Source organism: Clostridium tunisiense TJ (assembly GCF_000300195.1).
GTDB lineage: Bacteria > Bacillota > Clostridia > Clostridiales > Clostridiaceae > Clostridium_J > Clostridium_J tunisiense.
Map to the genome: position 1 here is coordinate 59,621 of NZ_AMQH01000002.1, position 14,304 is coordinate 73,924.

12 protein-coding genes are annotated in these 14,304 nt (G+C 31.3%); 1 reads left to right on the top strand and 11 read right to left on the bottom strand.

Features of this window, described 5'->3' with window-relative positions; all coding sequences use genetic code 11:
- Nucleotide 1: 1 nt before the first annotated feature.
- The 6 genes from hypF to C661_RS20980 are packed head-to-tail and all read right to left on the bottom strand — an operon-like array spanning nucleotide 2 to nucleotide 5,690.
- On the bottom strand, nucleotides 2-2,305 hold the full coding sequence (hypF, locus tag C661_RS0100390) for a carbamoyltransferase HypF (protein ID WP_017413310.1): 2,304 nt from the start codon (nucleotides 2,303-2,305) through the stop codon (nucleotides 2-4).
- The gene (locus C661_RS0100395; protein ID WP_017413311.1) at nucleotides 2,306-2,560 is read right to left on the bottom strand and encodes a hypothetical protein; all 255 of its coding nucleotides are present in this window, start codon (nucleotides 2,558-2,560) and stop codon (nucleotides 2,306-2,308) included.
- The gene (locus C661_RS0100400) at nucleotides 2,561-3,019 is read right to left on the bottom strand and encodes a hydrogenase maturation protease (protein ID WP_017413312.1); all 459 of its coding nucleotides are present in this window, start codon (nucleotides 3,017-3,019) and stop codon (nucleotides 2,561-2,563) included. It lies immediately after the preceding gene.
- Complete coding sequence (locus C661_RS0100405; protein WP_242825957.1) at nucleotides 3,019-4,428, bottom strand: nickel-dependent hydrogenase large subunit; 1,410 nt, start codon at nucleotides 4,426-4,428, stop codon at nucleotides 3,019-3,021. Before C661_RS0100405 ends, C661_RS0100400 begins: the two co-directional genes overlap by 1 nt.
- 9 nt (nucleotides 4,429-4,437) lie before the next feature.
- Nucleotides 4,438-5,310 carry a hydrogenase small subunit gene (locus tag C661_RS0100410; RefSeq protein ID WP_017413314.1) on the bottom strand — a complete coding sequence of 291 codons (873 nt, stop codon included), beginning with the start codon at nucleotides 5,308-5,310 and terminating at the stop codon, nucleotides 4,438-4,440.
- A gap of 11 nt (nucleotides 5,311-5,321) precedes the next feature.
- The gene (locus C661_RS20980) at nucleotides 5,322-5,690 is read right to left on the bottom strand and encodes a cytochrome b5 domain-containing protein (protein WP_017413315.1); all 369 of its coding nucleotides are present in this window, start codon (nucleotides 5,688-5,690) and stop codon (nucleotides 5,322-5,324) included.
- Nucleotides 5,691-6,007: 317 nt separating this feature from the next.
- On the opposite strand from C661_RS20980, the gene C661_RS0100420 reads away from it, so the two are divergent.
- Nucleotides 6,008-6,331: a rhodanese-like domain-containing protein gene (locus C661_RS0100420; RefSeq protein ID WP_017413316.1), complete on the top strand. Its 324-nt coding sequence runs from the start codon at nucleotides 6,008-6,010 to the stop codon at nucleotides 6,329-6,331.
- Nucleotides 6,332-6,457: 126 nt separating this feature from the next.
- On the opposite strand, the gene yjeM is transcribed toward C661_RS0100420, so the two are convergent.
- The 5 genes from yjeM to C661_RS20985 form a co-directional block, all read right to left on the bottom strand.
- Entirely contained in the window at nucleotides 6,458-7,966 is a 1,509-nt protein-coding gene (yjeM, locus tag C661_RS0100425; protein WP_017413317.1) for a glutamate/gamma-aminobutyrate family transporter YjeM, read from the bottom strand.
- 604 nt (nucleotides 7,967-8,570) lie between these two features.
- Nucleotides 8,571-10,349 (bottom strand): aminopeptidase P family protein, encoded by a 1,779-nt coding sequence (locus tag C661_RS0100435; protein WP_017413319.1) that lies wholly within the window; start codon nucleotides 10,347-10,349, stop codon nucleotides 8,571-8,573.
- A 628-nt stretch (nucleotides 10,350-10,977) separates the two neighbouring features.
- Nucleotides 10,978-12,408, bottom strand: a complete 1,431-nt coding sequence (gene glnA / locus C661_RS0100445) for a type I glutamate--ammonia ligase (RefSeq protein WP_017413321.1) — start codon at nucleotides 12,406-12,408, stop codon at nucleotides 10,978-10,980.
- A 309-nt stretch (nucleotides 12,409-12,717) separates the two neighbouring features.
- Nucleotides 12,718-13,431, bottom strand: coding sequence for a PHP domain-containing protein (locus C661_RS0100450; protein WP_017413322.1), 714 nt, complete (start codon nucleotides 13,429-13,431; stop codon nucleotides 12,718-12,720).
- A gap of 231 nt (nucleotides 13,432-13,662) precedes the next feature.
- Nucleotides 13,663-14,202: a hypothetical protein gene (locus C661_RS20985; RefSeq protein ID WP_017413323.1), complete on the bottom strand. Its 540-nt coding sequence runs from the start codon at nucleotides 14,200-14,202 to the stop codon at nucleotides 13,663-13,665.
- Between the last annotated feature and the right edge of the window lie 102 nt (nucleotides 14,203-14,304).

Here is a 14,304-nt window from a genome sequence, read left to right on the forward strand (position 1 = left end):
ATCACCCTTCTATTATTTCTTTTGCAATAGCTAACTGTCCAACTGATATTCCACTGTCATTAATCGGAATTTTTTCATTAAAATACACCTTGAAACTTTCACTTTCTAATTTATTAGTTATATTCTCTAGTAAGTATCTATTTTCAAAAACTCCACCACTTAACACCACAGAGTAAAGTCTTGTTGCACTACTAATTATCTTTACCATATCTACAGTAATATTAATTAAAGTATTATGAAACTTGGTAGATATAATCTCTTCTGCAATCCCACTTCTCTTATCCATAATAATCTCCTCAATCGCAGGTAGTATATCTATATACCTATAGCCTTTTTCTTCAAAAACACTATAGTTATAACTTTCCTTAATGCCTTTTACAACTAGAGCTTCTAGTTCTATGGCACCTTGTCCATCATAACTTATTTCTTGTCTAATCCCTAAAATCGAAGCTACAGCATCAAAAATTCTACCTACACTAGAAGTTCTATAACAATTGACATTGTTTTCTAGAGAAATCTTATGATTTTTCAACCGTACTTCTATTTCTTTTTCCTGTAAGCTTTCTTTTAAATACTTACGCACTTCTTCGATGACATAAGCCTTTATTTCCTTATGTTGAATTTCCTCAATAAAGCTTAAAGCAATCTTATATATTTTTTCTGTAGCCTTATCACCGCCTTGAATCTTAATGTATTTATATTGACACACCCGTTGGTAGTTTTTTCTGTCTCCTATGAGAAATTCACCTCCCCAAAGTTGTCCATCATCACCATAACCTACTCCATCATAGATAACCCCAATAACTTCATGGTTGATGTGATGCTCTACCATGGAGCTTACCATATGGGCAAAATGATGCTGAACTTCTAATACTTTAGTTAGGTTTTTTTGTTTATATCCACGATAAATAAATCCTGGGTGCTTATCTACTACTACATAATTTGGTTTATAGTTAAGCAGGTTTTTCATATTATTTATACTATGAATGTACTCCTCATATACACCAAAGTTCTTTAAATCTCCAGTATACTGACTTAATAAGGCTGCCTTATTACTACTTAATGCAAAAGTATTTTTCATTTCACTTCCTAAAGCTAAAATATTTTTTTCTATATTTAAATCTATGTAATAAGGTGCATAACCTCTTCCTGTTCTACTGATTATAACTTTATCCTTAATTACTTTTGTAACAGAATCATCAATAGGTATATTTATATTTCTATTATGAATTAAAAAGTAATCCCCAATGTGGCTTAAACTATTTAAAGCTTTAGAGTTATTATATTCAACAGTTCCTCCACTGATATTCCCACTTGTCATCACCAAGCACTCCACACCTTCCTTAAAAAGCAAATGATGTAGTGGAGTGTAGGGTAACATTATCCCTAAATATTTCATTTTAGGCGCAACACTTTCTGAAATTTTTCTTATAGGTTTATCTTCTTTAATTTTCAGTAAAACAATAGGTGCTGCTGGTGATTTTAGTAATTCTTCCTCTCTATATGAAACTTCAACATACTGCTTAACTGTATCTATATCCTTCATCATCACTGCAAAGGGTTTATGCGGTCTATTTTTTCTGTTTCTAAGATTCTCCACCGCCATATTATCAAATGCATTACAACATAGATGAAAACCTCCTATTCCCTTTATAACTAGTATTTTGCCACACTTAATCATGTTTCTAGTATACTTAATTTCATCCTTGCATTTTACAATGTCACCTTTATTATTTGTTACAGTAATAATTGGTCCACAATTGGGACAAGAAATAGTTTGTGCATGAAACCTTCTATTCCTTGGAGCCTTATACATTTCCCTACACTGTTCACACATTATGAATTCTTCCATATTTGTTGTATGTCGATCATAGGGAAGAGTATTCATAATGGAATATCTGGGTCCACAGTTTGTACAACTTGTGAAGGCATAGTTATGCCAAATGGAGTTTTCATTATTAATTTCCTCAAGACAATCTCCACAAATTGCAATATCACCTAACAAATATTTTTCACCATCTTCACTTATTTCACTTTCTTTTATGCTAAAGCTCGAATAGCTAACAACTTCTTGTCTTTCACCTTTAACCCTTTTTATTTTTGCCATTGCTGGTGGGGTTTTAACTATAGCCAATAGCGCTCTTCTTATATTTTCTCGACTTCCTTCTATATCTATAACAAGGGATGAGCCTTCATTACTCACCCACCCCTTTACAGAGTTTTTTATAGCTAAGTTATAGACATAATGCCTAAACCCCACCCCTTGGACTATTCCATATATTTTAATAACATATCTATAAATCAACTAACCTTCTTCTCCTTCTATATAATCTATGTTTGCTGTAAGTTCTGGCACATCTCCAAAGACTACTCCAACTATAGTATCTTTATTAATATATTCATCACATAGTTCCATTAAATGCTCTCTTAAATCCTGTTGAGTTATATGGCTATCCCAATTAACCGTAATTTGAACACTTTTTATCCTTACAAAATTATTGTCCTTGCAGATATCTTTAAGATTTTTAATTATATTTTGCATAAGAAATGAATCATGCATTTACATTCCTCCCTTAACTTGTAGCTTTATTTTCTCAAAAACCCGGTCTTTAATCTCCTTAAATCTCTGAGTCAACTCCTCACTTAATTCTGTACCAAAATCAATATCTGCTGCTTCAACAGTGATGAGAATACCCTCCACCTGCATAAATGGAAAACAACTTAATATTTTAACTAAACTCATTTGATGCATGGAATAGCCTTTATGGCTAAATTCCTTTAATTGTTTTATATCAAAAATAGAAATTTCTCCTGGATTTAAATCTAGAATACTTGAGTCAAGAATTATAATATAATCATCTGCATTAATAGCGTTTAAAGTGTATTCTATATCCGTTTCTCCAATAATAACTTCTACACCTAACTCCTTTAACTCTCCTTCTAAGGCTTCAGCTATTCTTATACCAATAGAGTCATCCTTCATAATTCTATTACCTATACCAATTACTTTGATTTTCATTAAACCACCCTAATTTTCACAACGGACGTTTTATTGGACACTACATGAGTACCACAGGACACACAAGGATCAAAACTTCTTACTATCCTTCCTACTTCTATAGGATCATTAGGGTTATCTATAAAGGTTCCAATCAGTGCTTCCTCTAAGGTTCCCTTTACTCCCATAGAATCTGTAGGTGATAAGTTCCATCCACTAGGCGTTATAATAGTATACCTGTCAATAACCTTATCTTTTATTCCAACAAAATGTGCTAATGCTCCTCTTGTAGTATCGTGAAGATCAAATCCTAAGGCTTCTATTGGCATGGAAAACTTTTTGAAGCTTAGAGGTTCAATTCTTACCCTTTGAAGAAGCATCTTTATCCCTTCAGCTACCTCCTTTGCTTCCAGAGCTCTAGCCATGAGCCTATTCATTGTAGAACTCCCCTCTCTATACAATCCTGAAATATACATTCTTGCCAAAGGTCCTACTTCCATTGGCATGCCATCATATCTTGGAGCCTTAATCCAACTATATCCTGTAGCTTTTTGTGGATTAGCCTGCCAATTATCACTGCCCACACCAAATTGCTCTTCTTCTGAGGAATACCAGCTATTATAAATATTTTGTGTTATTTTTTCTGGTTCAATATCTAACTCTTTCCCGTTATTCAAAATAATCTTTCTTGGCACATACTTTATATCCGCGTAACTATCAAAAAGTCCGTAAGACATAAAATTTCCGCTACTTTCTCCGATTTCATAGTAATCCCCATAATATTTACCTATGGTGTTAACATCTGTTATCATCCTATTTTCGATAAAGTCTATTAATTCTGTAACTATCCCTTGGGCCTCTAACACTTTTTCAGCATTTATTATGCAAGTGACTCCACCAACAAAAACCCCATGAGTATGAGGTGCCTTACCTCCAAGTAGCGCTAATAGCTGATGCGCTTTTTTACTTACTTCTATAGATAAAAAATAATCTTCTCGAAGTCTTTCACTATCTTTTTCAGGGATTCTATAATCCTTACTTATTACTTCAAATACCGGATCTACCCCAATATTCCCCACATAATCTGGAAGTACAAATTGATAAAAGTGCCTTAAGTGATTTTGAATAAATTCACTGCTATGCATTATATCTCTTAAAATTCTTTCATTTAATGATGGCGTAATATTTAAGGCGTTTTCTAAAGCTCTAGCAGATACAAGCCCATGAGCTGTAGAACATATACCGCATATTCTCTCTGTAAAATATATGGCATCACTGGGCACTCTGCCCTTTAGCATTTTTTCAAAGCCTCGAAACATCATTCCTTGACTTTTAGCCTCTACCACTACATTGTTTTCAATTTCAACTTCTATTTGCAAATAACCACTTATTCTAGTAATAGGATTTATTATTACTTTTGTAGCCAACACACTCCCTCCTTACTCCATTCTTACAAAAGGCTCCATCAAATCTGGAAATCCTACTTGTGCGCAACCTATACAAGGAGTATTATCTCCTACAGGCCAATTAACTCTATCATTCCAACGTCTTGTAGGACAATCTGTTCTAGTTACCGGCCCACGACAGCCTAATTTAAACATGCATCCTTCCTGTCCAACAGCTTCTGCAAAAATTCTATTTTCAAAAAAAGACCTTCTTTCACAATAGTCATGAATAGTGTTTCCATAAAAGATTTTTGGTCTATTTAAGTCATCTAACTCTGGGTCTCCATATAATATTAAGTTTGCTATTGTACCCATAACCCAATCTGGATGGCAAGGGCATCCAGGTAGATTTATAACTTTTTTTCCTTTTAAAAATTGTTGTAAGCTCATACATCCTGATGGATTAGGTGCTGCTGCTGAAATTCCCCCCGACACTGCACAAGTCCCAACTGCTAAGATATATCGCGCCTTTTGTGCAGCTGCAAAAACCTTGTCTGCTGCTGAAATTAGTTCATCATTATAATAGGCCGCATATGTGTAAGCACCATTATCCTTTACGGTAATAGCTCCATCTACAATCAATATAAAATTCTCATTAATCACATCATTAAATTCTAAAAAAGCTTGTGCACCTTGAGCCAACATTAAACTATTTGTATATCTTAGATTTACAACATTTGTTATGAAATAGTTAAAGGATGGTGCATCTGCATTTAAGAAAGAAATAATATTTCCAGAGCAGCCTGTTGCTTCTATCCATACTAAATTTATTTTATTTTTCCTGTTATCATTTATTTCTCTAACAGCATTACCTATTAATTCTTGTACCCGATACAATATTTTTTTATTAATTCCGCACTCTACCACTATATATCCTCCTATTTTTGAAGAACTCCAATCTTCGGAAGCTTATTTACTGCATAAGTTAAACCATGACACTTATAATATTGCTCAGTAGCATCTGTTCCTGCCTTAACTCCAAAATGGGTGCCCCCACCCCATCCTGCTACTAAGGTCACATCATATACTATTCCATCTACAGCAACATAAGCTGGGTTATTATTTGAACCATCATACTGCTTTAATTCTTCTATGGTAAATACCCTGTCAGCTGTAGATAAATTATTACTTGGAACTGTTTCTCTTACAGCGAATCTATCTTTATATTCCCATTGAATTAAATAAATCTTTTTATTAATTTCTGTAAAATATTTATACATTTCTTTTAAATTAGTTTGAAAATCCATAAAAATTCTCCTAAAATTATTATCTAAAATAATAATATGTATAAATAAATATATATATGAATACAAATTGAGTTTATGCCTACATATTACTCATTTCTATTGAAATCAAGATTTTCACATTGATTATAAAATAGCTCGTGGGAATACCAGAAACTTATTTTTATAATTATATTTATTTTAAGAATCCTGTGCTATAATAAATGTATATCAATATATTTAATTATAACGATGTAAGGATGTGTGTTATGTTTCAAGTAAGTTTAGTTATACTAGTTATTGTAATAGTTATTATATCTGCAAGTAGAAGGAGGACAACTATGAGTGCTTATAATGTAAAAAATATAACTTCGCAAGAAGCTAAAGAGTTAATAGATAAAAATGAGGATACACTTATTTTGGATGTGAGAACAAAAGCTGAATATATCAGCGGCCATATTCCTAATGCAAAGCTTATACCCCTTAATCAGTTGACTAATAGTATTGATGATTTAGATGAATATAAAGATAAACCTGTAATTATTTATTGTGCTACTGGTGGAAGAAGTCCTATAGCAGTTAACATCCTTGTGGAAAATGGTTTTTCAAATATCAATCATTTGTATAGAGGAATATCTAATTGGAAATATGATGTAAAAAAATAGATATATAATTTTACTTTACTTTTAAAAAAATCTAAAGATTAGGCTCCAAAAAATAAAAAATAAACTCGTATTAATTAAATTAATACGAGTTTATTTATAAATTATTTCATATTTAAACTTAGCTTATTATGCTACGTTATTTTTTTTGTTTTTTCCGTATTTTCTATCATAGTTACCATACATTATAATTGCAATTACAGCAAATATTATTGGTCCTGCTATACTAAATATAGTAGTTTTAATATCACCATTCATTGCTGGTTCTATGATTGTAAAGAAGTTAGCAAATCCTACTGTGAATGTTACTATTATAGTAGCAACTAAAGAGAAACTTTCTGATTTGAATGCTACGAATGGTTTCTCAATTTCTTTCTTTCTCTTGAATGATATGAATGCTATTGATAAGAACATATACGGAACTGTCATTGCAACGTTAGTCATTGCAACTAAAATTTCGAAGAACTTAGCAACTTCATCTCCACCGAAAGAAACTAATCCTATAATAATAATAACTATTACACCTTGAACCCACATAGCATTTATTGGCATTCCATCTTTAATTTCGCCCATTTTTCCTGGCCATAATTCTTTTGGAGCACCCTCAATTAACTGCTTTAATGGAGCATAAGATAATGTAAAGAACGCACCAGTTAATGCTAATAACATTGATAATCCAACGAATCTAGCTACCCAGTTACCCATTGAAACAGCTACAGCTTGTGATGTACCGAATGCTGTTCCTAATTGATATCCAAGGTTGTTCATTACAACATAACCTACGTTACCCATGTGAGCTTTATCACCTGAAAGAACTGTTTGCCAGTTTGTGAACACACCAACGCAGAAGATACCTATTGCATATCCAATTGCTATAACTATAGCTGAAATTGCAATACCTTTTGGGAAATCTCTCTCTGGATTTTCTGCTTGGTCAACAAGACCTCCAACAACCTCTATTCCACCATAAGCAAATATAGCGAAAACTAGGAATGAGAATGTAGCAATCATGCTACCAATATATTTAGGGTTTGGTGAAGTTGTTAATGACATTGGCTGTTGTAATTGTCCACCATTACCTATGAATACAAGTATCGCTCCAACGATTAAAACGATGTTTAAAGCTGCAACTGCAGTACCACCAACTGAAGTAACTTTTTTAATCTTATCTAATCCTTTAGAAGATGTATATGTTACAAATAAAATCCAAAGAATTGCAAGTATACCAAGTGTTTGTGTTGGTGCTAAGCCAAATAATGACCAAGTCTTACTCTTATCTACTCCGAATATAGCATTTGAGAATGGAACCCAAATACCAGAAGAAACGTTAACCATCCAGATGATATTTGATGCATACCACATGAATGTAGCCATGAACGCATATCTTGGTCCAACTGACTTCTCCATCCATGAGAATATTCCACCCTTTTCATTTTTGAACGCTGCGCCATACTCAGCCATCATGAATGCAAATGGGATGAAGAATGTAATTGCTGATAAAATATACCAAGGAATTGCTGCATATCCCATTAAGTAGAATGATCTTGGCATGTTGTTAAATCCATAAACTGATGTAAAAATCATTAGTATTAATGATACCAGTGTTAACTTTTGAGTGCTGTTACTGTTTGATGACATTTTTTATCCTCCCTTTTTAATGAAATTTAATAAATTAATTTAATTTAACTTACTCGCAACTATCATTATACACACCACGACAAAAAAATCAATATTTCTTAAAAAGTTTTAATATTTAATCTTTTCAATCAAATCTAAATATTAATTTATAAAATCGGTAATACTTCACTACCTTCAAGGTAACTCGTTTACAAAGTGCAAATATGAATATATTAGCTCCTTGATATTTAGTTATTAAAAGTGTTTCAGTATAAAAAATAAGGGGATAATTCTGAACATTAGTGTGAAACCTTTACAGTTTTTAATATTTTGAAAACAATATTCTATTACAGTATTTCTCGATAATGTCACAATATATCAAGTCTTAATTCTATTAAACAAGCCTAGTTAGATTCATTTATTAGGTAAGTTTGTAACTTTTTAGTTCCAGCTTGAAAATTTCCATGATTTATAAATATTGTTTCACAAAACTTATTTTTTATGTACATAGTTTTGGATAACAAAAACACATGAAGTGATACTCCATGTGTTTTATAAATCCGTTTATTATATTACTTAAATTTAAAAATTTGTAGCCGAAAAACAAGTTTGAAATTTACATTCTTTATATAGCTCTTGTTGCTTCTCTTAACCAAGCTTTTTCTTCATCGTTTAAATAGCCTTCTAATTTCTTATAAACTAACTCATGATAGTTATTTAACCATTGTTTTTCTTCACTTGATAATAACTCAACTTTTAGTGCTTCTAATTCAAATGGGCAGTAAGTTAAAACATCAAATCTCATAAACTTTCCAAATTCAGTTTCAGCCTCTATATTAACTGCTATTATATTTTCTAATCTAATACCATGTTTTCCTTCTCTGTATATTCCTGGCTCATTTGATATTAGCATGCCTTTTTCTAAAGCAACATTTGATACTTCTTTTCTTATGCCTTGTGGTCCTTCATGTACATTTAGTAGGTATCCTATTCCATGTCCAGTACCATGTTTGTAATCTATTCCTCTATCCCACATTGGTTTTCTTGCAAGAATATCTAAATTACATCCTGCAATCCCGTATAGGAATTTTGCCATACTTAATGATATATTTCCTTTTAATACTAAAGTATAATCTACCATTTCTTCTTCTGTAAGCTCACCTAAGGCTAAAGTTCTTGTAATATCTGTAGTACCATCTAAATATTGTGCACCTGAGTCAATTAAATACAAACTCTTTGGTTCTAATTTTGAGTGATTTTCCTCTGTGGCATGATAATGGATAATTGCTCCATTTGGGCCATAGCCTGAAATAGTAGAGAAGCTAATATCTACAAAGCCTTCTCCTTCACTTCTAAATTGTGTAAGTTTATCTGCTGCAGTAATTTCTGTAATTTCTGTTTTTCCTATGTTTTTCTTTAGCCAGTTAAAGAATTTAACCATAGCTACACCATCTTTTATCATGGCATTTTCTATATTACTAAGTTCAGCTTCATTTTTTCTTGCTTTTAAATCAGTAGTAATATTTCTTCTTTCAACAACCTTTACATTTCCACTTAAAGCATCTTTTATCCAAACATTAGTCTTTGTTGGATCATAAGTAACAACTGCCTTATCATCTATCTTTACTATATCACTTACTATCTCTTCGTAACCTTTTACATTTACGTTGTTTTCTTCTAGATACTTACTTATTTCTTGGCTTACTTTATCTTTGTCTATATATAGTGTACAACCCTTATCATTCATTAGTAAATAACTTAAGAATACTGGGTTACATGGAACATCTGCACCTCTTAAGTTTAAAAGCCAAGCTATATCATCTAAAGAAGCTAATATGAAATCAGAAATACCCTCTTTCTTCATTTCTTCTCTAACCATAGCTAATTTTTCACTTAGAGACTTTCCTGTATATTTTAATTCATGAATAAACATTTTCCCTTTAGGCATACTTGGTCTCTCTGTCCATACTTTTTCAAACAAGTCCTCTTCAGCCTTTATATTAATGTTCTTATTTGCAAGTAAAGATTTTAAGCTATTTAAGGCAGCTACAGTAAATACTTTTCCATTGAATGCAACTGTTGAACCTGCCTGAAGATTATCAGCTAACCACTCTACGTGATTTTTTACTCCTGGTTCTCCAAGCTTTTCTAAAATATAACTTGTTCCCTCTATCTCTTTAGCACCCTGAAGAAAATATCTTCCATCAGTCCAAAGATGAGCTTCTTCTAGAGTTATTACAGCAGTACCAGCAGAACCTGTAAATCCTGTTACCCATTCTCTTGCTCTAAAATACTCACTTACATATTCACTTCCATGATTGTCATCACTTGGAACTATGAAAGCATCGATTCCTCTTTCTCTCATTAAAGTTCTTAAGCTATTAACTCTTGCATCTACATTCATAATTATGCCTCCTATAATATATGTAATATTATGTTTACTTAGATATTATTTATATACTTCTATAATTAACATGCATTGTTTAAATATGCATACTTTAGTAAGATAAACTAAAGTATACACTATTATATTATATTGTTCTTAAAAGTACAAATATTTTAAACAGATTTACTGTTCAAAATTTATATTTAATGCTTTTTATCAGCTATAAACTGCTTTTTACTAATTAAAACTTGAAATCATAGGTATGTATCTCTACTATATTCCTTGAATTAACCTTAAGTGTTGGAGCATTTTTACCAGTAAATTTAAATATACTATTATAACTTAACTTAAAATTCATAACTTCCCCTCTGAAAATGAACTTTGTCCTACATATTTTTATAATACTTAATATTGATTTTACACTTAATATAGATTCTTTTCTATAATTCTTATAATTTTCTTTAATTCATGTTATATATTACATAATATATTTTTCATTGCTTTCTTCATTTATAAAAGCTTAGTTAAAAATAATTAAAAGTTAGTAAAGCAATAAAACCCAACCTATAAAAATCAGGTTGGGTTTTATTGCTTTAGCTGAACTTAAAAATTCTGTTGTTTTAAATCACTAAAATCTTAAGATTTTTTATAAGTCGTAGTAAAGTTCAAACTCAATTGGTGATGGAACTTTAGCTATTTTCATAACTTCTTTATCATATTTAAACTTAATCCAGTTGTTGATGAAGTGTTTATCAAATACTCCATCTTTAAGTAAAAACTCATGATCCTTTTTTAATTCTTCAAGAGCTTCTTCTAAAGAAGTTGGAAGAGCTTCTATTTTGTTTCTTTCTTCTTCTGGCATATCAAATACATTTATATCAAAAGGTCCAAATCCTGCTTCTGTTGGGTCTATTTTATTTAAGATTCCATCGATACCAGCCATTAAAAGTGCAGAATATGCTAAGTAAGGGTTAGCTGTTGCATCTGAAGGTCTGAACTCAAATCTACGCTTCTCTGGGTTTTTTACATAACCAGGAATTCTTATAACTGAGCTTCTATTTCCTGTGGCAAAGCATATTGATACTGGTGCTTCAAAACCTGGAACTAATCTCTTATATGAGTTTGTAGATGGGTTAGTGAAGGCTAATAAAGCTTTAGAATGTCTTAAAATACCTCCTATGAAGTATAATGCTTCTTGGCTTAATTTTGAATACCCCTTCTCATCATAGAATAAGTTCCCTCCATTTTTCTTAAGAAGCATATGAACATGCATTCCGCTTCCTGCTTCACCATAAAGAGGTTTAGGCATAAAGGTAGCAGTTTTTCCGTGTCTTACTGCTTCATTTTTAATTACATATTTAGCTATCATTGTAGCATCAGCCATTCTTCTCATTTCACCTAATTCTACTTCTAGCTCTAATTGACCAGCTGCTCCTACTTCATGATGGTGGTATTTCACATCCACTCCCATGCTTTCAAGCTTTAAAGTCATTTCACTTCTTAAATCATTATTTAAATCATAAGGTAAATCCCTGTGATATCCTCTTTGGAAAGGAACTTTGTATCCATAGTTTTCTTCTTTTTCGTTAGTATTCCAATAAGCCTGCTTAGAATCAATTGTTACTTCTTGATGGTTATTCTTAGCTTCAAAACTAATATGATCGAATAAATAGAACTCAAACTCTGGTCCTATTACAAATTCATCAGCTATACCAGTTTTCTTTAAGAACTCCTCAGCTTTCTCAGCTACAAATCTAGGATCTCCACTAAATCTTCCTTCTTCTTTTCCTACAGTATAAATGTTTGCAATCATAGTTACAGTTGGAACCTTGCAATATGTATCAACAAAAGCAGTAGTTAAATCTGGTATAAAGCACATATCTGAGTTTTCTATGCTTGAATATCCATAACTTGAACCATCAAAACCTATACCTTCTTCAAAAACTTTCTCGTTTAATCTTTCCACAGGAATTGAAAGATGGTTCCATCTTCCTGGTAATGTAACTACCTTAAAATCAATTATTTTAATTCCATTTTCTTTAACAAAACTTTCTAGTTCGTTAAAATTCTTAAACATAAAATTCTTCCTTCTTCCTTAAAATATTTCGAATTTTCGCCATTTTCAGTATAATACAACGTAATGCTGTATTCAAATCCCATCTAGTTCTTTAAAACCCAGTTTAACCATATTTATGAAAAATATCTCTCTATATATTCTTTTTATGAAGTTTTTCTTTCATTTTTACTCCAAATTTATATGTTTCCTATATAAAAAAAGGAACTGCTCAACATGTATTCTTGTGAATTGTGAGACAGTCCTTTAATATTATTAATTCATAATGCTGATTATCCTAAAGGATATTACTTTATTTTCAAGAAACCTTACCTAAGAAGAATTTTTCAATTTAACTAACTTTTTAGTTGATATTTCCTTTAAAAATGTATCTATTTCCTTCCCCTCTAACCAGACTGCCCCAATGAGACCATGTTTAAAATCTACTTGCTTATTTGTGTGAAAATCTGAACCAGCAGTATAGAAACAATTCTTCTCTCTACAAAGCTTTAAGAAGTATTTTGTATCTTCCTTGGTATTTCTAAAATACTTTGCTTCAATTCCTTGAAAATCCATAGATATCACATCCATAACATACTTTTTATTTATAATTACTGGGTGTGCTAATACTACTGTTGCACCAAAATGCTTCAATATTTTTATGCCACTTTCCACTGATAATTTTCCACTATCTAATTTCACTTCAACAGTTCCTCTTAATAACCTTTGTATTTGCTTAGTTTTTCTGGATTTTACAAGCTTTAAAATCTTCTTAAAAACTTCACTTTTATATCCATCCTCATTAAAGTAACCTAGAATATGAACACGACTTCCTCTATATCTAGTTGAAAGTTCTACTCCTGGAATAACCATAACTCCATGTTTTTCTCCTGCGATTACTGCTTCCTCTACTCCAGCCATAGTATTATGGTCAGTCAATGCTATTATGTCCACCCCTTGTTCCTTTGCAAATTGAACTACCTCACAAGGTTTTAGACAGCCATCAGAGACCGTGGAATGTATATGAAAATCCCCTTTTACAAACATTTAACTACCTCACATATTGTTATAATACATATTATTTGCTTTTATCTAACTTTGATATAAAAACTTTTTCAATTCTAATGTTTTTAGTTCATCCTTAAATTTTGTTATAAATGATAATTTATATCCTTATCTAATATAGTGACTTAATTTCAAAAACTACTATAACATTTACATCTTTACAAAATTCCACAATGAACGCTTTTTCTAAAACTTACCACAATGTACTTAAAATCATTTTTTCTTAAACCATTTATAATACAAATCTGGTCTTAATGCTTTAACATGGTCTAAAAACTTTGTCTTATAGCCAAGTTTATCTAACTCCTCTAAAATCCTTCTTGGAAAAGTGGTTTTTTCCTTCATTGCTCTTGCAGTATCTATTACTCTAAAATAACTACAGGAAGTTATAAATATATGAAACAACATGGTATCTTGTCTTTTATATCCTACCTTCCCTAAAGCTTCATATACATCTATAACTTTCAGAGAAATTTCCCTTGTTAGGGGATTGTGCATTAAATACTTATCAAGTTCAATACCATGAATGCACTCTCTTATAATATACTTATACCCATAGTCATAGAGTTTAGGAAAATGAGGATCCTCTTGAGCCATTTTTAAAGTCCTTATTTCCTTTCTACAAGAATCCGGATTTTTAAAAATCTTTATACAGGTTTTAGAGTCAATTTTATATACTTTGCCTTGGCTTCCAGCTCCTAAAAGCTCTAACTTTTCAATATCATATCCTCCATATTTTTTAATAAAAATCACCTACTATAATTGTTAACCTTATTATCAGTATATGATGGTTATAAAAACAGGGCACAATAAAAACCTCTGATAAGTCGTGTTTAAACTTCTTATCAGAGGTTA

Bases quoted from the DNA above. Each gene is read 5' to 3' on its own strand.
- C661_RS0100395 (WP_017413311.1), bottom strand. From the start codon at position 2,560: ATGCATGATTCATTTCTTATGCAAAATATAATTAAAAATCTTAAAGAT.
- C661_RS0100400 (WP_017413312.1), bottom strand. From the start codon at position 3,019: ATGAAAATCAAAGTAATTGGTATAGGTAATAGAATTATGAAGGATGAC.
- C661_RS20980 (WP_017413315.1), bottom strand. From the start codon at position 5,690: ATGGATTTTCAAACTAATTTAAAAGAAATGTATAAATATTTTACAGAA.
- C661_RS0100420 (WP_017413316.1), top strand. From the start codon at position 6,008: ATGAGTGCTTATAATGTAAAAAATATAACTTCGCAAGAAGCTAAAGAG.
- yjeM (WP_017413317.1), bottom strand. From the start codon at position 7,966: ATGTCATCAAACAGTAACAGCACTCAAAAGTTAACACTGGTATCATTA.
- C661_RS0100435 (WP_017413319.1), bottom strand. From the start codon at position 10,349: ATGAATGTAGATGCAAGAGTTAATAGCTTAAGAACTTTAATGAGAGAA.
- glnA (WP_017413321.1), bottom strand. From the start codon at position 12,408: ATGTTTAAGAATTTTAACGAACTAGAAAGTTTTGTTAAAGAAAATGGA.
- C661_RS0100450 (WP_017413322.1), bottom strand. From the start codon at position 13,431: ATGTTTGTAAAAGGGGATTTTCATATACATTCCACGGTCTCTGATGGC.